Below are 22,563 nucleotides of genomic sequence, written 5' to 3'. Positions count from 1 at the left end.
ATGGCAACATTCAAAGAGTTTCGCAACAACGTAAAACCGAACTGGTGCCCGGGCTGCGGCGACTTCTCCGTCCAGGCGGCGATCCAGCGCGCGGCTGCCAACGTCGGCTTGGAACCGGAAAGCCTCGCCGTCATCTCCGGCATCGGATGCTCCGGCCGGATTTCGGGTTATATTAACGCTTACGGCCTGCACGGCATTCACGGCCGGGCATTGCCGATCGCCCAAGGCGTCAAGCTGGCGAACCGCGAGCTGACCGTCATCGCTTCCGGCGGCGACGGCGACGGCTTCGCGATCGGCATGGGGCATACGGTCCATGCGATCCGCCGCAACATCGACCTGACGTACATCGTCATGGACAACCAAATCTACGGTTTGACGAAAGGCCAAACGTCGCCGCGTTCCGCCGAGGGCTTCAAAACGAAATCGACGCCGGAAGGCTCGATCGAGTCCACGCTGTCGCCGCTCGAAATCGCCATGTCGGCCGGCGCGACGTTCATCGCGCAATCCTTCTCCAGCGACCTGAAGCAGCTGACGGCTTTGATCGAAGCGGGCCTTAACCATAAAGGCTTCTCGCTGATCAACGTGTTCAGCCCGTGCGTCACGTTCAACAAAGTGAACACGTACGACTGGTTCAAGGAGAACATCGTCAACCTGGACCAATTCCCGGATTATGATCCGTCCAACCGCATCGCGGCCATGAATAAAATCATGGAGACGAACGGCATGCTGACCGGCCTGATCTATCAAAACAAAGAACGTCAATCGTACGAGTCCATGATCGGCGGCTTCCAGCCGGAAGGTCTGGCCAACCAGGACCTCGCGCTCTCCCAGGAGCAATTCGCCAAGCTCGTCGCGGAATTCAAATAATCCCCGATCGCGCGAAAAAAGCGTGATCAAGAAGGCATGCCGCTCTCTCCGGACGGCGTGCCTTCTTGAACGTGAGGGGCCTTACGCCGGATGCGACGAAGCCATCCATGGAAGGAAAGCAGACAACGAACCGGCGGCCGAAGGCGAGCCAACGCGACCCGTCGACGCCGCGCAACCCAAGACTACTCCAAGAAAAGCAGGTGCCAGCATGAAAAAAGTTCCGGTCGGCGTCTCCGCCCGCCACATCCATCTCTCTCCGGCGCATCTCGGGCAATTGTTCGGGCCGGGGGCCGAATTGTCGGTCTTCAAGCCGCTCTCGCAGCCGGGCCAATTCGCGGCGAACGAAACGGTCGAAGTCGTCGGACCGAAAGGCAGCTTCGCGAAGGTCCGCATTCTCGGCCCGGTGCGCAAGCGCACGCAGCTCGAAATCTCGCGCACCGACGCGTTCGCGCTGGGGGTCAATCCGCCGGTCCGCGAATCGGGCGACATCGCGGGCTCCGCGGGCATTACGATCAAAGGACCAGCCGGCGAGGTCGCGATCGAAGAGGGCGTCATCGTCGCCGCGCGGCATATCCACTTCCACACGAGCGACGCGGAGCGCTGGGGCATCTCGGACAAGCAGAAGCTGTCGGTCCGCTTAAGCGGAGAGCGCGGCGTCGTGCTCGAGAACGTCGTCGCGCGCGTATCGCCCGATTTCGCGCTGGACTTGCATATCGATACCGATGAAGCGAACGCCGCGGGCGCCAAGACCGGCGACGAGGCGGAGATCATCGGGTAAACGGGCGGTGCCGCCAAGCGGCGCCGCTTTTTTGCGCCATCGCAGCCGTGAAGCGGTGTTGCTTCTTCTTTCTAATCGCGGCAGATTTTGATATAATGCGGGAATGGATGCGCATAAAGAGGGGACGTGACGGCGTGGGCACCACCGAGAAGGACTTCTCGAAGTACTTCGACTTTTCGGGCGCGAAGGTACTGAAGGAAGAGGACGGAAAAACGACCTATCGGATCAACGGTAGAGACATAACGATCAACTCGGCGCCGAGCTACAAGGACGAGAAGCGCCGGGGCAAGGAAGAAATCCGGGTCCATTACGAATCCGCCATTCCGCCGGAGCTGCTGGAGCTCGGCAAAGGGAAAAAGTACCATATCACGACGTACGGCTGCCAAATGAACGAGCACGACACCGAGGTCATGAAAGGGATCTTCGAGCAAATGGGGTATCTCCCGACCGAGGACCGCAGCGAGGCGGACGTGATACTGCTGAACACGTGCGCCGTGCGCGAGAACGCGGAAGACAAAGTATTCGGCGAGCTCGGCCACCTGAAGCACCTGAAGCTCGAGAAGCCGGAGCTCCTGCTCGGCGTCTGCGGATGCATGTCGCAGGAGGAATCGGTCGTCGGGCGAATCATGCAGCGGCACGCGTTCGTCGATTTGATTTTCGGCACGCATAACATTCACCGGCTGCCGTATCTGCTGCAGGACGCGTATTTCGGCAAAGAGATGGTCGTGGAGGTCTGGTCCAAGGAAGGCGACATCATCGAGAATCTGCCGAAGAAGCGCGAGGGCATGCGCGGCTGGGTGAACATCATGTACGGCTGCGATAAGTTCTGCACGTACTGCATCGTGCCGTATACGCGCGGCAAGGAACGCAGCCGGCGTCCGGAGGACGTCATCGCGGAAGTGCGGGAGCTCGCGCGGCAAGGGTTCAAAGAGATCACGCTGCTGGGGCAGAACGTCAACGCGTACGGCAAAGACTTCGCGGATCTCGACTACCGCTTCGGCGACCTGATGGCGGACATGGCCAAAATCGATATTCCGCGCATCCGGTTCACGACGAGCCATCCGCGGGATTTCGACGACCATCTGATCGACGTGCTGGCCACGCGCGGCAACCTCGTGGAGCACATCCACCTGCCGATGCAATCCGGCAGCACGGAGGTACTCAAGCGGATGAGCCGCAAGTATACGCGGGAGCAATTCCTGGAGCTCGCGAACAAAATCAAACGGGCGCTGCCGGACGCCGTGTTGACGACCGACATCATCGTCGGGTTCCCGGGCGAGACGGACGAACAGTTCGAAGAAACGTTGACGCTCGCGAAGGAGGTCGGCTTCGCCTCGGCATATACCTTCATCTACTCGCCGCGCGAAGGCACGCCTGCCGCGGGCATGGAAGACAATATCCCGCCGCACGTCAAGAAGGCGCGGTTGGCGCGGCTGAACGAACTGATCGGCGAGCTGAGCTTGCAGAGCAACCTGCTGCTGGACGGCGAGACCGTCGAGGTCTTGATCGAAGGCCAGAGCAAGAACAATCCGGAGATGCTGTCCGGCCGCACGCGCACGAACAAGCTCGTTCACGTCAGAGGCCCCGCTTCATGGATCGGGCAGTTCATTCACGCGCGCGTGACGGACGTGCAGACATGGTACATCAAGGCTGAGGCGGTTGCGGAAGCATTCGGGCAGGAAGCCGTATCTTAACGATATAGAGGAGCTGGACACGATGGCAAACGAACAAACGGCAAAACACGATCACGAGCATGATCACGGCGAAAGCTGCGGCGTGCCGAAATTCAATACGGAAGACATCATCGTCCGCGCGGACATCATGGCCAAGACCAAGGAGCTGGCGAACATGCTGTTCTCCTCCGAGGAAGTGCAGCAGTTCCAGCGCGCCGAGAAGCAGATTCAAGGCAACGAGCGCATTCAAGGCCTGATCGCCCAAATCAAGAAGAAGCAGAAAGAAGCCGTCGCGTTCGAGACGACGTTCAAGAACGCCGACATGGTCGCGAAGATCGAGAAGGAAATCGATTCGCTGCAGGACGAGCTGGACGGCATTCCGATCATCACGGAATTCCAGCAAAGCCAAGCGGACATCAACTACCTGCTGCAGACGGTCGTATCCGTCATCCGGGATACGGTCGCGGAAAAAATCTCGCTGGAAGATGCACGGACGGAAGAACCGGAAGAGTGCATGTAAGCTAGGAAAAACACCTGCCGATTCGACGCGTTGCGCGATCGGCAGGTGTTTTTTTTAGATGGAGTCCGAGCCGGTAGAGCGCTTCCAATACAGCGTCAGCAGCAGCGCCACCGCGGCGAACGCGCCGCCGAGCCAGAAGCCGTAGTCCCGGCCGAAGCGGTCGTTGACGAAGCCGGCCAGGAACGGTCCGGCGAACATGCCGACCGAGTAGACGGCCTGGTAGAAGCCCATTGCCGTCGCCCGCTTGGCGGAGGCGAACGGCCGGATCGCGAGCCCGAGCAGAATCGGGAGATGCATGCCCTGCGCGAAGCCGTTCAGCGCCTGCGTCAGCGCGAGCAGGCCGAGGTTCGGCGAGAAGGCGATCGCGACGGTGAAGAGGCCGCTGAACAGGTAGGCGGCGCCGATGACGTTCCAGGTGCCGAAGCGCGGCACGAGCCAGCGCGCGGTCACGAGCGACGCGAGTCCGTGCGGAACCATGAACGCGACGACGATCAACGTCAGCTGGCCGGCCGAAGCCCCAAGCGACGTCGCCTTCAGGGGCGTGAAGCCGAACATGGTGATGAACAGCACGGAGTGCGCCAGAATCGACAGCGTCGAGACTTGGCGCAGGGACGGCGTGCGGATGACCTCCCGCAGGTGGCGGAGCGAGATCGGGGCGCGGGCGACCCCTTCGCGCGGTTCTTTGACGGCGAAGGCCAGCGCGAGTCCGGCCGCGCCGAGCACGATGCCGGCGCCGAAGGCCGCGTTCCAGCCGTACGCGTCCGACAGCCAGCCGCTCAGGATCATGCCGATCAGCTGGCCGGCGACGGTGAGAACGCTGATATTGCTCATCGCCTTCGTCGCGTCCGAGGCGGCGAAGTAAGCGGCGTACAGGACGGTGAACGCGACCCACGCCGAGGCGCAGACGCCCGACATCATGCGGCCCGCGAGCGGCCAGAGCCACGAGCCGGGCACCATGAACAGCAGGCAGCTGATCGCGCCGGTAATCATGCCGAGCATGAGGAAGGGCTTGCGCTTGTGCAGCTTATCCGATTGCAGGCCGAGCGGGAACCGCACGAGCATTTGCACGAACCCGTAGCTGCCGAGCACGATGCCGATCAGGCCGTCGGCATAGCCGCCGCTCTTCATGAACGGAGACAGGATGGGGACGTAGACGTACAGCGTCGACCAATAGAGCAGCGTCACGACGACGAAGACGGCGTGGTCGGCGCGGGTCGCGGCGATCAGGGGACGTTCGCCGGCTTGTTCTTCAGCGGACAACGGAACCTTCACTTCCTTTGGCATGGAATTCGAATGACAGCGTACTTACTGTATATCAGGTCCCAAGGAAGAGCAATCCTTTTTGCACAGGAAGTTCCTCGGAAAGAAACTTATCGGCGGGTTATGTCGTATTAGGTAGCGGGTCCCGCGGACGTATGATGCCGGAAACCGGAAAGGAGCTTGAATGCGATGAAAAAGCCATGGATCCGCGAGCTGCGGGATTGGTGCGTGACGCTAGGCATCGCGATTACGGCGGCGCTGCTCATTCAAAATTACGCCTTCGCGCAAACCGAGGTCAAGAACATATCGATGCAAAAAACGCTCGTGGACGGGCAACGGCTGATCGAGGACAAACTCAGCTATCATTTCGAATCGCCGCATCGGGGGGATATCGTCATCATTGACGGGCCCGAAAGCGATAAGCGGCTTATCAAGCGCGTGATCGGCCTTCCAGGGGATGCGATCGACTTCACCGAGGACGGCCATGTCCTGGTGAACGGCAAGCAGCTCGTGGAACCGTACGTGAAAGGCCTTAGCTACGCGAACGGGATGAAGGTGCCGTATACGGTGCCCGCGAAGCATCTCTTCGTCATGGGCGACAACCGGGAAAACAGCCAGGACAGCCGAATGCTGGGACCGATCGCGCTGTCGAGCATCGAAGGCAGGGCCGTGTTCCGTTTGTGGCCGCTGAACAAGTTCGGGGGGCTGGGGTAACGGATGCCGTTCACGTTCTCGCATCCCCTGTTCGCCGTGCCTTTGCGGCGTCTCGCGCCGAAGCTGAGCTTGACCGGCCTCGTGCTCGGGAGCATGATTCCCGACATGGAGTACTTCATGGCGCTGCAATCCTATCAGACGATCGGCCATTCGTTCCGCGGCTTCGTCGTGCAGGGGCTGCCGCTCAGCATCGCGGTCGCGGCGGCGTTTCACGCCGTCGTCAAGCCGGCGCTGCCGCGCTTTCTCCCGGCGGCCGGCGGTTTGGAGCGGTTTGCCGCAAGCCTGAGCTCGGATGCGTGGAAGCTCAATTCCGCGCGTACATGGCTGGTCTTCCTCGTTTCCTTGTACATCGGGTATTTGACGCATATCTTCATGGACGCCTGGACGCACGGCAGCGGCGTGTTCGTGGGCTGGTTTCCGCCGCTGCGCGCCGAGATCGGCGGCTACGGCGTCTATAAGCTGCTGCAATACCTGTTCTCGCTTGTCGGGGTAGCCGTTCCGGGACTGCTTCTGCTGAGGCGGTACATGCGCTGGCGAGGTGCCGCCGGGCTCGAGCGGCTTCCGGCATCGGCCGCGCCGGGCACGAAAGCGCTGCTGTGGACGACGGCCGTCGCCGTCGGCTTGCTGTTGTTCGCGGCGAAAATCGTCGTCACCGGCGACCATAACCGCCTCGTCAGCGCGCTGATCGTGGCGCCGCTGTCCTCCGCGATGTTCGGCGTGTTCGTCGCGTCGTTGTTTTACCGGGCGGCGAGGAACCGCAGACTTGCGGGCGGGTTTGCCGCCGTGGGCTTGCTGCTGCTGGCCATCGTCGCCTTTCGGATCAGCGAATACGTCTGGACGCCGTTCCGGCTGAACCGCCCGTACGCCAACTTCCATGGGGATTTCCAGTCGTTGTGGAACGGCTACCTGATCGTCTGGTCCGCGCTGGTGCTGCTCGGGTGCCGGATGACCGCCGCCAAGCGGAGGCCGCCGTCGGCGAAGCTCGGGCCGAATGGACGGACGAGGTCCGCGTGACGATTGCATAATGCCGGCGGGATGTGGTCATTCTACCATCGCAAGCGGGCAGGCCGCGGAAATCACCCGCAACATGCCGCGGAATTTGAAACGTTTTGACAGGCCGAGACGTATCAGACTTATACCGATTGGGAGGGATTACGATGATTTTTTCGACAACGCCGACGATTGAAGGCAACCCGATTCAACAATACCTGGGCGTCGTGACCGGGGAAGCGATCATGGGCGCGAACATCGTGCGCGACTTGTTCGCCTCGATCACCGACATCGTGGGCGGCCGTTCCGGCGCGTACGAGACGAAGCTGAAGGAAGCCCGCGACGTGGCGTTCAACGAAATGTCGAGCAACGCGTCCCGGCTGGGCGCGAACGCGATCGTCGGCATCGACATCGATTACGAGGTCGTCCGCGAGGGCATGCTGATGGTCGCGGTGAGCGGCACGGCGGTCCGCGTCTAAACCGGACCATAAGCGCAAGGCGGCATCCGCGGCGAACGCGGATGCTTTTCTTTTGATTGCAGGCGGCAACTGGACACCGGCGGGAAGCAGAAGGTAAAATGCATATAAGATCGGCAACTCGAGCTTGAAGGAGCGCTATAGACGATGGAAGAAATTACGGCAAGCGAATTGGAAACCCGGCTGCGGTCGGGCGAGAAGCTGAGCCTCATCGACGTCCGGGAACCGGACGAATGGGCGGACGGCCATATCAAGGAAGCGGTCAGCATGCCGTTATCCGTATTCGTGGAGCGGCTGGGCGAGCTGAACGGCTTCGAGGAACCGCTGTACCTGATGTGCAGAAGCGGCAACCGAAGCAGCCGGGCGTGCGATTACTTGGCGGCCCAGGGCTACGAGGTCGTGAACGTGCTCGGCGGCATGCTCAGCTGGCCGGGCGAGGTCGTCAAGGGCGAGTAACGCCAGCAACCGCAAAACGGCACCTTCGCATTTCGATGCGAAGGTGCTTTTTTTTATGATCATGCGGCATCCTCCGCCGCCATATAGTGGAGAGTAGGACAGCTTGGGTTGTCTTGCGGCCGTGATGCGGCCGACGTTCAATCGAGAAGGAGAAGGAGGGCGGCCATGCAGCCTCCACACGAGGACGAAGTGCTGGATTTGCGCATACAGGGCATGAGCTGCGCGGCGTGCGCGACCCGGATCGAACGCGCGGTCGGCCGGCTGCCCGGCGTATCCGGCGTATCGGTGCATTATGCGGCGAAGTCCGCTTACATTACATTTGCCCCGGAAACGGCGACCCCCGCGGGCATTATCGAGAGGATCGGGCAGATCGGGTTTCAGGCGTATCCGCACGGGCGGGAGGACGACGGATCGGAGATCGACGCGCTCAAGCTGCGCGTGTTCGCCGGCTGCGCGCTGACGCTGCCGCTGCTGTGGACGATGGCCCACCATTACCCCGCGCTAAGCGCCGTTCCGGTGCCGTCGTTCATCGAAGAGCCGATTCTGCAGCTGCTGCTGGCGTCGATCGTGCAGTTTTTTATCGGCATGCCGTTCTATTTCGGCGCCTTCTACGCGCTGCGGGAGCGGACGGCGAACATGGACGTGCTCGTGGCGATCGGCACGACGGCCGCGTACGTCTACAGCTACATCGCCATGATGACGGGCGGCGCGCTGTACTTCGAGACCTCGGCGGTCGTCATCACCGCCGTGCTCGGCGGGAAGCTGCTGGAGGCCGCCGCGTCGGAACGGGCGATGAAGGACGGGGACGGTTACGCGTCCCTGCAAGCGAAAGAAGCCGTCGTCGTCCGCGGCGGCAAGCCGGAACGGATTCCGCTCGACCGGATTCGCGCCGGGGATCGGCTGCTCGTCGAGCCGAACGAGCGCGTGCCGGCGGACGGGCTCGTCGCCGAAGGGGAGACGACGCTGGACGAGTCGTTCCTGACGGGCGAGAGCGGGCTGATCAAGCGGGAAACGGGCGACCGCGTGTACGCCGGGACGACCGTCCGGGGGGAGACGCTGCGGATGCAGGTGCTGGCGACGGGACGGGAAACGATGCTGAGCCGCATCGCGGCGATCACGCGGCAGGCGCAGGCGACGAAGTCGTCGATCGGACGGAAGGTGGACCGGCTGGCGGCCGTGTTCGTCCCCGTCATGATGGTCTTGTCGCTCGGCACCTTGGCCTTGTGGCTGCTGCTGCTCGATCCGGGCAATTGGAAGACCGCCTCGATCCATGCGCTCGCCGTGCTGCTCGCGGCTTGTCCGTGCGCGCTCGGCCTCGCCGCGCCGATCTCGCTCGTGCTGGCGACGGGCAAGCTCGCGCGCAGAGGCATCGTGCTGAAGGAAGCGGGCGCGCTGGAACGGCTGGCGCAGGTAGACGCGATCGTACTCGACAAGACGGGTACCTTGACGGAAGGCAAGCCGACGATGACGGGCATCAGCGCGCTGAACGGCGCCCCGTCCTCGCTGCTTCGCCTTGCGGCGGCCGCGGAGGAGCGGTCGCGGCATCCGTTCGCGGACGCGCTCCGGGAGGCGGCCCGGCGCGCGGGCTTGGTCGTGCCGGCGTCGTCCGCGTATGCGGCCTATCCCGGCAAGGGCATCGAAGCGACCGTGGACGGCCGTTCGGTCGCCGTCGGCAACGCCGGCTTCGCCGCCGACCGGTCCTGGACGATCCACCGGTCGCTGCACGGCTTCGCCGCCGAGCGGGAGGCGGGCGGCGAAACGATCGTCTACGCGTTCGTGGACGACGCGTGCGCCGGCGCGTTCGCGCTCGCCGACGCCGTGAAGCGCACGTCCCGGGAAGCGGTAGACGACCTGCAGCGGCAGGGCATCCGCGTCCTGCTCGCGACGGGGGACCACCCCGCGGCGGCGGGCAAAGCGGCGGCGATGACGGGCATTCGCGACGTCCGCGCCTCGCTGCTCCCGGAAGACAAGGCGGAGCTGATCCGCAAGCTGCAGGGCGACGGCTCCGTCGTGGCCATGGCAGGCGACGGCTGGAACGACGCGCCGGCCTTGGCGGCGGCGGACGTCGGCATCGCCATGGGCGGCGGCACGGAGGCGGCGCTCGACGCCGGGGACATGACGCTGCTGCGCTCCCGGTTGACGGGCATCTCCGAGGCGCTGCTGATCAGCCGGTTGACCGTGCGCAACATCCGGCAAAATATCGGGTTTGCGTTCTTATATAACGCCATCGTCATCCCGTTCGCGGCCGTCGGAGGCATCGAACCTTGGATGGCGGGCACGGCGATGGCGCTCAGCTCCGTATCGGTCGTGGGCAATGCGCTGCGTCTGAACGGGCAGATGCGCCGCGGGCTGAATCGGCGTCTGTCGTCGTAGGCGCGTTTGCCGGGGGGCCGCAGCGGCCGTTCTGGCTGCTCGCGACGGCAACCACGGCCGCGGCCGCGTACAACGCGGCAAGCCCGCGGGCCGTTCGCCGTTCTTTCCGGTTGGGCATGGGAAAACCTCCCAATGGACGGTGATGGACTCGGATTTCGATGAGATCATAGTTATGCGCCACGACTCGTTCAAAAGAACCCCCGCCCGGCGACGATTCGGGTAGACAAGGCTTCCCGGAGAGTGGTATAGTAGCTCAGAACAATTGCATAGGCGAGCTGCATGGTGCCGGACGATCGCGAATCAAGCGAGGTTCGGCTTAATAGGGAAGACCGGTGAGAAGCCGGCACGGACCCGCCACTGTAAGGAGCGCCTCGGCCGAACCCCGGCCGCGGCAAGGCTTGACCGAGATGTCACTGGACGCGAACGCGCGTCCGGGAAGACGGGTCACGCCCGACGCTCCGAGTCAGGAGACCTGCCTGCAGCGGATTAACGCTACCTACGTGGACTTAGGGAGGTGTTAGAAATCGGCGCTGGCGCCGCAGCGATTTAGGTTCGCCGCGCAGGCGAAAGCCAGCCGCCGCCGTTCATGGAACAGGAGCGTTTCTGACACTGAAGTCGGAGACGCTTTTTTTGTTGCGCCTGAACGAACGGCTGGCAAACGAAAGACGGTACGCAGAATGATCGGAACGGGAGAGAGAGAACATGAACAGTTTGAGGAAACCAACGATTCGCAAGGCGGCGCTTCTGCTGCTTGGGATGGCAATGCTGCTGCTGGCGGCGGCTTGCGGCACGGACAAAACCGAAAACGGCAATGGCAGCGCGTCGAATCAAGCGGCTGCGAGCAATGCGGCGAACGGCGCGAACGGGGGCGCCAACGCGTCCGGCGAAACGGCCGCGAACCAAGGTTCGGCCGGCGGCGAGGCAGGGGCGGCGGCGCAGGCGACCGTCTATCCGCTCACGGTCAAGGACGCGACGGGCACCGACTTGACGTTCGACGCCGCGCCGCAGCGGATCGTGACGCTCGTGCCGAGCGAGACGGAGATCGTCTACGCGCTCGGGGCGGGGGACGCCGTCGCGGCCGTCGACAATTATTCGAACTATCCGAAGGAAGCGGCGGATAAGCCGAAGATCGGCGACATGAACGCGGACATCGAGAAGATCGTCTCGCTGAAGCCCGATCTCGTCCTGGCCTCGTACAGCATGAGCCAGGCCGTCGTCGACAAGCTCCGTTCCCTGAAGCTGCCCGTGTACGCATCAGATCCGAAGACGTACGACGCGGTCATCGGCAAAATCAAGCAGATCGGCGCCATCCTCGACAAGCCGGCGGAAGCCGCGGCGGTAACCGGCCATATGGAGCAGGTGCGCCAGCAGGTGACGGATGCGGTGAAGGACGCGCCGAAGCCGAACGTATACCTTGAATTTTCCCCGGGCTGGACGGTCGGCAAGGGCGAGTTTCTGGACGAACTCATCACGCTGGCCGGCGGCACGAACGTCGCGACGGAGGCGGGCTGGTACGAGATCGATCCGGAAGCCGTCGTCAAGGCGAATCCGGACGACATCGTCTATGCGTCGATGACCGTGAAGGAAGGCGAGAAAAATCCGATTCTGGCGGCGATCGAATCGCGCCCGGGCTGGAAGTCGATCCATGCCATCGCAAACAACAACTTGTTCGAAGTCGACCAGGACCCGCTGACGCGCGTCGGTCCGCGCCTTGCGGACGGCCTGCTGGACGTGGCGAAGAAGCTGCATCCGGACCTGTTCCACTAACATGCGAACGAAACTATTCCTATACGGAGGAGCAGCGATGCTCCTCCTGCTTGCGTCGATGGTCGTCAGCCTGTCGATCGGCTCCGCCGGCCTCCCGCTAAGGGACGTCTGGGGCATCCTCGTGCACCAGCTGCCCGGCATGCCGGACGCCGGAGGCAAGTGGGACGCGGCGGATATCGCCATCGTCACGCAGCTCCGGCTGTCGCGCGTCGTGCTCGGGATGCTCGTCGGCGCGTGCCTGGCGCTGGCCGGGGCGGGCTTTCAAGGGGTGCTGCGCAATCCGCTCGCCGATCCGTTCACGCTCGGCGTCGCGTCGGGCTGCTCGGTCGGAGCGGCATGCATGATCGTGTTCGGGCTGCAGACGGCGCTGGGGCTCTGGACCGTGCCGCTCGTGGCGTTCGTCACGGGCATGGCGACGCTGTTCGCCGTGTTCGGACTGGCGCGCGCGCGGGGGGCTATGAACGTCGAGACGCTGATATTGTCCGGCGTCGTCATCCAGGCTTTCCTGGGCGCGGTCGTGTCGTTCCTGGTCACGCTGTCGCAAAACGTCGTCAACGAGGCGATGTTCTGGCTCCTGGGCAGCCTGAGCGCGCGGAGCTGGTCGCACGCGAAGCTGATCGCGCCGTTCCTGCTCGTCGGGCTGCCGGTCATGATCCGGTATGCGCAGCATCTGAACCTCTTCGCGTTCGGCGAGCGGCACGCGGCGCATTTGGGCGTCAACGTCGAGCGCACGAAGCTGATTGTCTTGGTCGTCTCCACGCTGCTCACCGCGGTCGCGGTGTCCGTCGCCGGCGTCGTCGGGTTCGTCGGCCTCGTCGTGCCGCATCTGATCCGGCTGCTCGTCGGCCCGGATTACCGGATCATCGTGCCGCTCTCCGCGCTGGGCGGCGGCTTCTACCTCGTGTGGGCGGACACGCTCGCGCGGACGGCGCTGAGCCCGAAGGAAATCTCCCTCGGCATCGTAACCGCGATCATCGGCGCGCCGTTCTTCGCCTACCTGCTCTATCGGCGCAAAGTGCTGCAAGGGGGCGGCCCGGCATGATCGAAGCCAAAGGAGTCGCGCTATCGCTCGGCGGCCGGCAAATACTTAACGACATTAATTTCGAATGGAAACAAGGCGCGATGTACGGCATCATCGGACCGAACGGGGTCGGCAAATCGACGCTGCTGCGGCTGCTTGCCGGCACGGAACGGCCGGGAGCGGGCGAGGTGCTGCTGGAGGGCAAAGCGGTTTCGGCCTACAAGCGCAAAGACCTCGCGAAGCGCGTCGCCGTGCTGCAGCAGGGCGGGCTGCCCGCCGTCGGCTTCACGGTGCGGGAAACGGTCGCGATGGGACGGTTTCCGTACCAGAACTGGCTGGGCGAAGAAGGCGAAGAAGGCGAGCGCACGGTGGAACGCACGCTGCGGGAGCTCGGGCTCGCCGATATGCAGGATCGGCCCATCGATGCGTTGAGCGGCGGCGAACGGCAGCGCGTCGCGTTGGCGAAGGTGATGGCGCAGGAGCCGGAGCTGCTGCTGCTCGACGAGCCGACGACATATCTGGATATCGGCTACCAGGTGCAGCTGCTCGATGCGGTCAAGCGGTGGCAGGCCGAGCGGCGCCTGACCGTCGTGGCCGTGCTGCACGACCTCAACCTTGCGGCGCATTATTGCGACGAGCTGCTCGTCCTTCGCGAAGGGAAAATCGAGGCGTTCGGCCCGCCCTCCGAGGTCGTTCGGCCGGAGCTCATCGCGCGGGTGTTCGGCGCGCGGACGGTGGTGCTGCCGCATCCGGAAACCGGCGTGCCGCAGCTGCTGCTGCTGCCGGAAACCGCGCCGGCCGAAAGCAGACGGGAAAGGAAGCGAGAAAATGGTTGAGCGTTATGCAGCGGACTCGGATTGGAATGGCGGGTTCGGGAACGAACAAGAATTTATGGCATTAATGAACGGAATCGGCGAGCTGGACGGCGCGGCGACGGAAGAGGCGGAGCGCCATCTGAACAGCTTGACGAAGCCCCCGGGCAGTCTCGGACTGCTGGAACGGATCGCCGCGCAGGCGGCGGGCATTACGGGCGAGCTCGCGGCGGACGTCTCGAAGCGCGCCGTCGTCGTCATGGCGGGCGACCACGGCGTCTGCGAGGAAGGCGTCAGCGCGTTTCCGGCGGAGGTGACGCCGCAGATGGTGAAGAACTTTCTTGCCGGCGGCGCGGCCGTCAACGTGCTCGCCCGCGGCGCCGGCGCCGACGTATTCTGCGTCGACATGGGCGTGAACGCCGATCTGGCGCACGAGGCGCTCCTTGTCCGCAAGACCCGCAAGGGGACGGCGAACCTGGCGCGCGAGGCGGCGATGACCCGCGCGGATGCCGTATCCGCCCTCCGGAGCGGCTTCGAGCTCGCGGCGGAGCTGGCGCGGGACGGCTACCGCATGCTGGCGACCGGCGACATGGGCATCGGCAATACGACGGCGAGCGCCGCGCTCTCCGCCGCCCTCGGCGGCTTGACGCCGGACGAGGCGGTCGGACTCGGGACGGGGATCGCCGAAGACCGCCGCCGGCATAAGGTGGACGTCGTCGCGAGAGCCATCGCGCTCCACGCGCCGGACGGCTCCGACCCCATCGGCACGCTCGCCAAGGTCGGCGGTCTGGAAATCGCGGGACTGGCCGGCTTGCTTCTCGGCGCCGCGGCCAATCGATGCCTGGTCGTCGTCGACGGTTTCATCTCGTCCGCGGCCGCGCTGGTCGCGGCGGCCATCGCGCCGCAGGCGGTGCCGTACATGCTCGGTTCGCATCTCTCGCAGGAGCAGGGGCATGCCCGGCTGCTGGAAAGGATCGGCCTGAAGCCGATGATCCATCTCGACATGCGGCTCGGCGAAGGCACCGGCGCCGTGCTGGCGTTTCATTTCGTGGACGCGGCGCTGCGCGTCATGCGGGAGATGGCGACGTTCGAGAGCGCCGGCGTGTCGAGAGAGTAACGGCGCCGCGAAGGCGAAAGATCGGCGAAAGATCGGAACGAAGGGGAGAGAGTATGGCGATCTTCATTACCGGCGGAGCGCGAAGCGGCAAGAGCGGCTTCGCCGAAGCCTATGCCCGCAAGCTGTCGGACCGCGGCGTCTATATCGCGACATCCCAGAGCTTCGATGACGAAATGAAGGAACGGACCCGGCTGCACCGGCAGCAGCGCGAGCGCTCCGGCTACGCCTGGCGGACGATCGAGGAACCGCTGGCCCTCGCCGAGGTGCTGGCCGAGCTCGAGCGGGAGCAGGCCGGCGGCGCCGGCCGTCCGGCCGTCCTCGTCGATTGCCTGACGTTATGGCTGACGAATTGGCTGCTGCGGCTGGACCCGGGAACCGACGGCGAGCAGGAGACGAAAACGAACGAGGACCGGCTGCAAGCGGAGCTCGATAAATTGATTGCCGCGGTTGACGCGTATACCGGTCCGCTGCTGCTCGTGACGAACGAGGTGGGCAGCGGAATCGTTCCGGCCTACCCGCTCGGACGGCGGTTCCGGGACGAAGCGGGCCGGTTGAACCGGAGGCTGGCCGGCCATTGCGCCGAAGCCTATCTCGTCGTGGCGGGCATCCCGCTCGACCTCAAGCGGCACGCGTTTCGGCTGGAGGAGGATTGAACCGGCATGCTCTTCTACTCGCTGCAGGAGACGCTGCTGCTCGTTGCCGCGGCGATCGCGATCGATTGGGCGGCGGGCGATCCCAAATGGCTGACGCACCCGGTGATTCTCATCGGCCGTCTCATCGCGCGATTGGAGCGCAAGCTGAGGCCGGAGGGCGTTGAATTAAGCGCGGCGGCGCTGCGGAAGCGGGGCATGGCGCTGACGGCGGTCACGGTGCTGGCGGCCGCGGCCGCGACGTGGGCGATTTGCTTCGCGGCCGCCCGGATTCATCCTTGGCTCGGCTACGCCGCGTCCGCTTGGCTGATCTCGACGACGATGGCGGTCAAAGGGCTGAAGGACGCGGCAATGCTCGTCTTCCGGCCGCTTGCCGCCGGAAAGCTGGACGAAGCGCGCACCTACGCGGGCTACATCGTGAGCCGCGACACGTCGGCCATGGAGGCGAAGGATGCCGCCCGCGCGGCGGTCGAAACGGTGGCCGAAAACACGGTGGACGCGTTTCTGTCCCCGCTGCTGTTCGCGCTTCTCGGCGCGGCGCCGCTGGCCATGCTGTACCGGGCGGCCAATACGCTCGATTCGATGGTCGGCTACAAAAACGAACGGTACGCGCACTTCGGCTGGGCTTCCGCCCGGTTCGACGACGCGCTCAATTATATCCCCGCCCGCCTCTCCGGCGGGCTGATGGCCGCGGCGGCTTGGACGACGCCGGGCTTGTCGGCGGCCAGGGCGATTCGGGCCGTCCGGCAGTTCGCGCGGCTGCATCCGAGCCCGAACAGCGGCATTCCGGAATCCGCGGCGGCGGGCGCGCTCGGGATCGAGCTCGGCGGCCGGAACGTATACTTCGGCCGCGTGAGCGAGCGCGCCCGGATGGGGTGGCCGCTGCGGCCGATCGAGCCGGCCGACATCGTGCGGACGGTACGGCTGCTGTACATGGTCAGTCTATTTTGTTTTGCGGGGGTGCTTGCGGCATGGCTGCTGCTTCGGCTTTCGGGTTCTTGAAACGGGAACTGCAAGCGGCGGGAACGGCGTTCCAGCTGCTGACGCGCATACCGGTGCCGGTCGAGATTCCCTTCACGCCGGAGATGCTGGCGCGCAGCGTCGTCTACTATCCCGTCGTCGGCGCGGTCATCGGCGGCGCGGTCGCGGCCGCGGGAGCCGGCTTGGACGGACGCGTGCCCGCGATGCCGGCGGCCGTGCTGCTCGTCGCGTTCTGGCTGCTGCTGACCGGCGGGCTGCATCTGGACGGGTTGATGGACACGGCCGACGGCGTGCTGAGCCATCGTTCCCGCGAACGGATGCTCGAGATTATGAAGGACAGCCGCGTCGGCGCCATGGGCGTACTGGCCGCAATCGTGCTGCTGCTCTTCAAGTTCTCGCTGCTCGACGCGTGGTTGGAGCAAGGGCGGAACTGGCCGGCCGAAGCGGCGCTGCTGGCGCTGGCTTGCGGCTGGAGCCGGCTGTGGGTCGCGGTCGCGATGGCGTTCTGGCCGTTCGCGCGGGCGGACGAAGGAATGGCCGTGCTGTTCCGGGGCGTCAAGGCGCGGCATGCGCTGGCGGCCGCGGCCGTGCAGGCCGTCCTGACGGGCATCGCCGCGCTGGCGCTTCCGGCGCCGGAAGGCGGCTGGCTCGCGGCGATCGCCGTATCGGCCGCGCTCGCGGCGGCCGCGGGGTCCTTGCTGGCGTGGCGGCTTTGCCGCAAGCTCGGCGGGCTGACCGGCGATACTTACGGCGCGATGACGGAAATCCTCGAAGCGATCCTGTTGTTTGCGCTCGTGCTGCAGCTGCATTAAGAAGGAGGCGTGATCAAAATGTTGGAACGGTACGGCCATGGCGGCGATTGGGTCACCGCCCGGGAATTGTACGGCGCCGAGGACGGCCCGAAGGCGTTCGTCGATTTCAGCGCCAACATGAATCCGTTCGGCCCGCCGGCTTGCGTGGGCCATATCCTGAAGAGCTACGCCGACGCCGGAGAAATCGCGCGTTATCCCGATCCCGCGGTTCGCGGACTGCGCGGCAAGCTTGCCGGCCGGCACGGCGTAAGCGTAGACGGACTGCTCGTCGGCAACGGCGCGGCCGAGCTGATCGATCTGTTGTTCCGGGCGCTGAAGCCGAAGACGACGGTGCTCGCGGAGCCGTGCTTCGGCGAATACCGCGAGGCCGCGGAGAAGAACGGCAGCGCGGTCCGTGCGATCGGGCTGCGGGCCGAAGACGGGTTCCGGCTGACCGGCGAAGCGGTCGATCGGATGCTGCGGCAGCTTCGGGAAGCGGGCTTGGCGCCCGGCGAGACGCTATGGATGCTGGGATCCCCGAATAATCCGACGGGCGAGTGCGTCGCGCGAAACGTCGTGGAGAAGCTGCTGGCGAGCGGCGCCATGACGGCGGTGGACGAAGCGTTCATGGATTTCGCCGCGAACGAACCGGAGCTCAGCCTGCTGAAGGAAGCCGCGTCCCGCGACCGTCTGATCGTGATTCGGTCGATGACGAAGTTTTATGCCGTGCCGGGCATCCGGCTCGGCTACATGGCGGCATCGCCTGCGCTCATCCGCCGCCTGGCGGCGCTGCAGGTGCCGTGGAGCGTCAATTCGCTGGCGCAGCGAATCGGCGAGGCGGTGCTGGACGAGGCCGCGTACGCCGCCCGGACGGTCGCCTGGGCGAGGGAAGAGCGCGCCTGGCTCGCGGCCCGGCTGACGGAGTTCGGTCTGACGGCTTACGGCGGCGCGGCGGTCAATTACGTGCTGGCGGCCATTCCCGGCCGGATCGGCTGGACGTCGGACCGGCTGCAGGAGGAGCTGGGGCGCCTGGGCATTCTGATCCGGGACGCGTCCCGGTTCGGCGGCCTGGACCGGCGTTATTTTCGCGTCGCGGTGCGGCTGCGGGAAGACAACGAAACGCTGCTAGCGGCCTTGCGGGCGCTGCTCGCCCGGCCGATGCCGGAGAGGGAGGCGAAGGAAGAATGAGCCGAGAATCGCGCGCCGCGCAGCCGGCGAGGACCCTGATGGTCCAAGGAACCGCTTCCGATGTCGGGAAAAGCCTGCTCGTGACGGCGTTGTGCCGGATCCTGCGGGAGGACGGCTACTCCGTCGCTCCGTTCAAATCGCAGAATATGTCGCTCAATTCCTACGTCACCTGGGACGGAAAGGAAATCGGCCGCGCGCAGGGCATGCAGGCCGATGCCTGCGGCATTCTCGCGACGACCGACATGAACCCGATTCTGCTCAAGCCGAAGAAGGACATGGTGTCGCAGGTCATCGTGCACGGCAAGCCGCTCGGCGATTACGAGGCGCGGACCTACCGGGAGGAGGTGCTCGCCGAAGCAGGCCCGATCGTGCGGGACGCGCTTCGGCGCCTGCGTGGCGAATTCGACGTCGTCGTGCTCGAAGGCGCGGGCAGCCCGGCGGAGATCAATCTGAAGGACCGCGACATCGTCAACATGCGGGCGGCGGCTTGGGCGGACGCGCCGGTCGTGCTGGCGGCGGACATCGACCGCGGCGGCGTCTTCGCGTCGATCGTGGGCACGCTGGAGCTGCTGGAGCCGGAGGAACGCGCCCGGGTGTGCGGCTTCGTCATCAATAAGTTCCGCGGCGACGTGTCTCTGCTGCAGCCGGGACTGGATTGGCTGGAGGCGCGGACCGGCAAGCCGGTGCTCGGCGTGGTGCCGTATCTGGCCGATGTCGGATTGGAGGACGAAGATTCGTTGTCGCTCGATCAAGCCATACGGGCGGAGGCCGGGTCGGCTGCGTATTCGAGCCGCGGGACGGATGCGCTGGACATCGCCGTCGTTCGGCTGCCGCATCTCTCGAATTTTACCGACCTCGATCCGCTTCGCGCCGAGCCGGACGCGGCGGTTCGGTTCGTGTCGCGCCCGGAGCAATGGGGCGAGCCGGATGCCGTCATCGTGCCGGGAAGCAAAAACACGGTCGACGACCTGCTCTGGCTGCGCGCCTCGGGACTCGCGGAACGGCTGGAAACGCATCGGCGGCAGGGCGGGCGCATCGTGGGCTTATGCGGCGGCTACGAAATGTTCGGCGAGACGCTGCGCGATCCGGACCGCACCGAATCAGACCGCGTAGAGCTCGCGGGCTTCGGTTGGTTCCCGTTCGACGTGCGGTTCTCGGCCGAGAAGCGGACGGTCCGGGCGGACGGAAACGTCGCGCTGCCCGGCTTGCCGACGGCATATCCCGTCGCGGGCTACGAGATTCATACCGGCATCGTGGAATGGCGGCCCGAGCGCGCGGCGCCTGACCGCGGGTGGCCGTCGGAGCCTTCGGCAGAGGCGGTCAGGCCGTTCAGGCTGAGCGAGAGCCGGCTTGACGTCGGGCTTGCGGCAGCGGAACGCGAAGCGGAGGAGGGCTGCGCAAGCGCGGACGGGCGCATATGGGGGACGTTCTTGCACGGCGTCCTGCATAACGACGACTTCCGGCGGGCTTGGCTGAACGGGCTCCGCGCGTCCAAAGGCTGGGCGACCATGGACGGCGGCGTGCGGTTCAACGAGCGGCGCGAGGCGGCCTTCGCCCGTTTGGCGGCGCATGTGCGGCAACATGTCGACGTCTCCCGGCTGAAAGCGATCGCCGGGTTAGCCGCGGACCGAACGGAATCGGAGGGGGTCGTGGAATGACGCAGCCGTTTCGGACGGGAAGCACATCGTTCGCTTCGACGATCTGTTCCGGCGTGGCGATGAGTCTGGCGGCGGACCGGCTCGTCATCGAGACGGAGAAGCCTTTCTGCGTTTTGAGCAGCGCCGTATACGGCGGCGGCTACGGCAGCGCCGACCGGTTCGTCAACCGGGAGGTAACGCTCGATTACGATTGTTCGGATCCCGCGCGCGATTACGAACGGATGCTGGCGCGGTGGGGCTATTCGCCGGAGACGACGATCGGGTTCCTGACCGCGGCGAAGCTGACGCACGCGTCCGTCGCGGAGACGGCGGGCGAGGCGTTCGGGCTGCTGTGCTGCGCGACGGCCGGCACCGGCAACGCCGCCCGCGCGGGACGCGCGCGCGAGACGTTCCCGGCTTACGCGCCGGGCACGATCAATCTGTTCGTGCTCGTCGACGGCAGCATGACGGCGTCCGCGATGGTCAACGCCGTCATCACCGCGACGGAAGCGAAGTCGGCGGCGCTGCACGATTGCGGCATTATGGACCCGAAGCACGGCTTGCCGGCGACGGGTACGACGACCGACGCCATCGCGATCGGCGCCAGCCAGACCGTCCGGCACGGACGGACGCATCAATACGCAGGCGCGGCTACGGCGCTTGGCGACGCGATCGCGCGCCTCGTATACGGCACGGTCGAGGAGGCCGTTCGGACGCAGGGCGAAGCATGATGCGGAGGCGCCAAGGCCGGTCGATGCGATAGGTTCGAAAAAGAGGACGGTTAGTTAGAGACGCTGCGCGAGATCGCAGCAGCGGCGTGAGCGCGCAAGCCGGACGGTTTGCGCGTTTTTGCGTTGCGCGCGCGATGGAGCGGCGGCAGGAGAAGGCCGCCTTTTTTTGACGGGCTCGGGGCATCGTCTCTATAATGGAGCGTAGGAATACGAGCGTAGGAATTGACAAGACAGGGGAATTTCGGCTATGAACGATCCATCTCAACCTAAAATCAAATCGGCGGAGGCGCTGCCCATCGACGGCCTGCTGCCCGAGCTGCGCGCGGCGCTCGCCGAGCGGACGTCGGCCGTTCTCGTGGCGGCGCCCGGCGCGGGGAAAACGACGCGCGTGCCGCTTGCGCTGCTGGACGCGCCGTGGCTGGCCGGACGGCGCATCCTCATGCTGGAGCCGCGGCGGCTGGCCGCCCGCTCGGCCGCGCGGTTCATGGCCGCTTCGCTCGGCGAAGCGGTCGGCGGCACGGTCGGCTACCGCGTGCGCATGGATACCAAGGTCGGTCCGGCCACGCGGATCGAGGTCATCACGGAAGGCGTGCTGACGCGGATGCTGCAGCACGACCCGTCGCTGGAAGGCGTCGGGCTCGTTATCTTCGACGAATTCCACGAACGCCATCTGCACGGGGATCTGGGGCTGGCGCTTTGCCTGCAGGCGCAAGCCGTGTTCCGCGAAGAGCTCCGGCTGCTCGTCATGTCGGCGACGCTGGAGGCGGAACCCGTCGCGGACCTGCTCGGCGGCGCGCCGCTGCTCGTCAGCGAAGGACGGGCCTATCCCGTCGAAACCCATTACGAGCCGAAGCCGGTCGCGGGCCGGATCGAGGAGGCGGTCGCCCGCCGCACGATCGAAGCGATGCGCGCCCATGACGGCGACGCGCTCGTCTTCCTGCCGGGCGCGGGCGAGATCCGCCGCGCGGAGCAGCTGCTGCGCGCGGCGCAGACGGGCGGCGCCGGAGGGCCGTCGCTGCCGCCGGGCGTGGCCGTGCTGCCGCTTTACGGCGCGCTGCCGCCGGAGGCGCAGGACCGCGCCGTCGCGGCCGCGGCGGGCGGCGAGCGCAAGATCGTGCTCGCCACGTCCATCGCCGAGTCCAGCTTGACCGTCCGCGGCGTGCGAATCGTCGTCGACGGCGGCCAGAGCCGCGTGCCGCGCTTCTCGCCGCGCACCGGCATGGCGCGGCTCGAGACGGTGCCGGTCTCGGTCGCTTCCGCCGATCAGCGGCGCGGCCGCGCCGGACGCGAGGCGCCGGGCGTCTGCTACCGGCTGTGGACGGAGAGCGAGCACCGGCAGCTGAAGCCGCAAAGCGATCCGGAGCTGCTCGGCGCGGACTTGGCGCCGCTCGCGCTGGAGCTCGCCGTCTGGGGCATCGACGGGCCCGGCGAGCTCGCGTGGCTCACGCCGCCGCCGGCCGCCGCGTACGCGCAGGCGGCCGAGCTGCTGCGGGAGCTCGGCGCGCTCGACGCCGCCGGCAAACCGACGCCGCACGGCCAAGCGCTGGCCGAGCTCGGCATGCATCCGCGGCTCGCGCATATGGTCCTCGCGGCGAAGCCGCTCGGGCTCGGCGCGCTCGCCTGCGAGCTGGCGGCGCTGCTCGGCGACCGCGACGTGCTGCGCTCGCGCAGCGTGGACATGCGGCTGCGCCTCGCCGCGCTGCGGTGCCAGGTCCGGAGAGCTCACTTCTGAAGTCCAATCTCCAGATCGTCGGCAGTGCT

Annotated in this window: 20 protein-coding genes, 1 pseudogene and 1 riboswitch; of the genes and pseudogenes, 20 read left to right on the top strand and 1 reads right to left on the bottom strand. The window is 65.8% G+C overall.

Going from position 1 to position 22,563, the window contains the following annotated elements; genetic code table 11:
* From I8J29_RS20360 to I8J29_RS20345, 4 genes are all read left to right on the top strand, one after another.
* Complete coding sequence (locus I8J29_RS20360; RefSeq protein ID WP_090637493.1) at positions 1–867, top strand: 2-oxoacid:ferredoxin oxidoreductase subunit beta; 867 nt, start codon at positions 1–3, stop codon at positions 865–867.
* A 208-nt stretch (positions 868–1,075) separates the two neighbouring features.
* A complete protein-coding gene (pduL, locus tag I8J29_RS20355; RefSeq protein WP_208849341.1) occupies positions 1,076–1,645 on the top strand; it encodes a phosphate propanoyltransferase in 570 nt (189 codons plus the stop codon).
* A 107-nt stretch (positions 1,646–1,752) separates the two neighbouring features.
* Positions 1,753–3,339, top strand: a complete 1,587-nt coding sequence (gene miaB, locus I8J29_RS20350) for a tRNA (N6-isopentenyl adenosine(37)-C2)-methylthiotransferase MiaB (protein WP_208849340.1) — start codon at positions 1,753–1,755, stop codon at positions 3,337–3,339.
* Positions 3,340–3,361: 22 nt separating this feature from the next.
* Positions 3,362–3,838, top strand: coding sequence for a YlbF/YmcA family competence regulator (locus I8J29_RS20345; RefSeq protein WP_090637490.1), 477 nt, complete (start codon positions 3,362–3,364; stop codon positions 3,836–3,838).
* Positions 3,839–3,892: 54 nt separating this feature from the next.
* On the opposite strand, the gene I8J29_RS20340 is transcribed toward I8J29_RS20345, so the two are convergent.
* Positions 3,893–5,098: an MFS transporter gene (locus I8J29_RS20340; protein WP_240546353.1), complete on the bottom strand. Its 1,206-nt coding sequence runs from the start codon at positions 5,096–5,098 to the stop codon at positions 3,893–3,895.
* 189 nt (positions 5,099–5,287) lie between these two features.
* Here I8J29_RS20340 and lepB point away from each other — a divergent pair, with 189 nt between their 5' ends.
* The 16 genes and pseudogenes from lepB to hrpB all read left to right on the top strand — a co-directional run.
* Positions 5,288–5,812 carry a signal peptidase I gene (gene lepB / locus I8J29_RS20335; protein WP_208849338.1) on the top strand — a complete coding sequence of 175 codons (525 nt, stop codon included), beginning with the start codon at positions 5,288–5,290 and terminating at the stop codon, positions 5,810–5,812.
* 3 nt (positions 5,813–5,815) lie between these two features.
* A complete protein-coding gene (locus tag I8J29_RS20330) occupies positions 5,816–6,826 on the top strand; it encodes a DUF4184 family protein (protein WP_208849337.1) in 1,011 nt (336 codons plus the stop codon).
* A 143-nt stretch (positions 6,827–6,969) separates the two neighbouring features.
* Entirely contained in the window at positions 6,970–7,281 is a 312-nt protein-coding gene (locus tag I8J29_RS20325; RefSeq protein WP_208849336.1) for a heavy metal-binding domain-containing protein, read from the top strand.
* A 144-nt stretch (positions 7,282–7,425) separates the two neighbouring features.
* Positions 7,426–7,734 carry a rhodanese-like domain-containing protein gene (locus tag I8J29_RS20320; RefSeq protein WP_208849335.1) on the top strand — a complete coding sequence of 103 codons (309 nt, stop codon included), beginning with the start codon at positions 7,426–7,428 and terminating at the stop codon, positions 7,732–7,734.
* 165 nt (positions 7,735–7,899) lie between these two features.
* On the top strand, positions 7,900–10,107 hold the full coding sequence (locus tag I8J29_RS20315) for a heavy metal translocating P-type ATPase (RefSeq protein ID WP_208849334.1): 2,208 nt from the start codon (positions 7,900–7,902) through the stop codon (positions 10,105–10,107).
* 262 nt (positions 10,108–10,369) lie between these two features.
* Positions 10,370–10,601, top strand: a riboswitch (cobalamin riboswitch).
* Positions 10,602–10,809: 208 nt separating this feature from the next.
* Entirely contained in the window at positions 10,810–11,874 is a 1,065-nt protein-coding gene (locus I8J29_RS20310) for an ABC transporter substrate-binding protein (RefSeq protein ID WP_208849333.1), read from the top strand.
* Between the two features lies 1 nt (position 11,875).
* Complete coding sequence (locus I8J29_RS20305; RefSeq protein ID WP_208849332.1) at positions 11,876–12,916, top strand: FecCD family ABC transporter permease; 1,041 nt, start codon at positions 11,876–11,878, stop codon at positions 12,914–12,916.
* Positions 12,913–13,731, top strand: coding sequence for an ABC transporter ATP-binding protein (locus I8J29_RS20300; RefSeq protein ID WP_208849331.1), 819 nt, complete (start codon positions 12,913–12,915; stop codon positions 13,729–13,731). The genes I8J29_RS20305 and I8J29_RS20300 overlap by 4 nt, the downstream gene beginning before the upstream one ends.
* 55 nt (positions 13,732–13,786) lie before the next feature.
* Positions 13,787–14,824: a nicotinate-nucleotide--dimethylbenzimidazole phosphoribosyltransferase gene (gene cobT, locus I8J29_RS20295; RefSeq protein ID WP_276316307.1), complete on the top strand. Its 1,038-nt coding sequence runs from the start codon at positions 13,787–13,789 to the stop codon at positions 14,822–14,824.
* A gap of 53 nt (positions 14,825–14,877) precedes the next feature.
* Positions 14,878–15,477, top strand: a complete 600-nt coding sequence (gene cobU / locus I8J29_RS20290; RefSeq protein ID WP_208849330.1) for a bifunctional adenosylcobinamide kinase/adenosylcobinamide-phosphate guanylyltransferase — start codon at positions 14,878–14,880, stop codon at positions 15,475–15,477.
* 6 nt (positions 15,478–15,483) lie between these two features.
* The gene (gene cbiB, locus I8J29_RS20285; protein ID WP_208849329.1) at positions 15,484–16,476 is read left to right on the top strand and encodes an adenosylcobinamide-phosphate synthase CbiB; all 993 of its coding nucleotides are present in this window, start codon (positions 15,484–15,486) and stop codon (positions 16,474–16,476) included.
* Positions 16,446–17,267: an adenosylcobinamide-GDP ribazoletransferase gene (gene cobS, locus I8J29_RS20280; protein WP_208849328.1), complete on the top strand. Its 822-nt coding sequence runs from the start codon at positions 16,446–16,448 to the stop codon at positions 17,265–17,267. The genes cbiB and cobS overlap by 31 nt, the downstream gene beginning before the upstream one ends.
* 18 nt (positions 17,268–17,285) lie before the next feature.
* Positions 17,286–18,434 carry a pyridoxal phosphate-dependent aminotransferase gene (locus I8J29_RS20275; RefSeq protein ID WP_208849327.1) on the top strand — a complete coding sequence of 383 codons (1,149 nt, stop codon included), beginning with the start codon at positions 17,286–17,288 and terminating at the stop codon, positions 18,432–18,434.
* On the top strand, positions 18,431–20,092 hold the full coding sequence (locus I8J29_RS20270; RefSeq protein ID WP_208849326.1) for a cobyric acid synthase: 1,662 nt from the start codon (positions 18,431–18,433) through the stop codon (positions 20,090–20,092). The genes I8J29_RS20275 and I8J29_RS20270 overlap by 4 nt, the downstream gene beginning before the upstream one ends.
* The gene (locus tag I8J29_RS20265; protein ID WP_208849325.1) at positions 20,089–20,802 is read left to right on the top strand and encodes an adenosylcobinamide amidohydrolase; all 714 of its coding nucleotides are present in this window, start codon (positions 20,089–20,091) and stop codon (positions 20,800–20,802) included. The genes I8J29_RS20270 and I8J29_RS20265 overlap by 4 nt, the downstream gene beginning before the upstream one ends.
* A gap of 247 nt (positions 20,803–21,049) precedes the next feature.
* Positions 21,050–22,507 (top strand): annotated as a pseudogene (gene hrpB / locus I8J29_RS20260) (ATP-dependent helicase HrpB); the annotation flags it as partial.
* Between the last annotated feature and the right edge of the window lie 56 nt (positions 22,508–22,563).

Source organism: Paenibacillus artemisiicola (assembly GCF_017652985.1).
In the GTDB taxonomy this organism is placed as follows: Bacteria; Bacillota; Bacilli; order Paenibacillales; family Paenibacillaceae; genus Paenibacillus_Z; species Paenibacillus_Z artemisiicola.
This window is presented reverse-complemented; position numbering and strand designations above follow the sequence as displayed.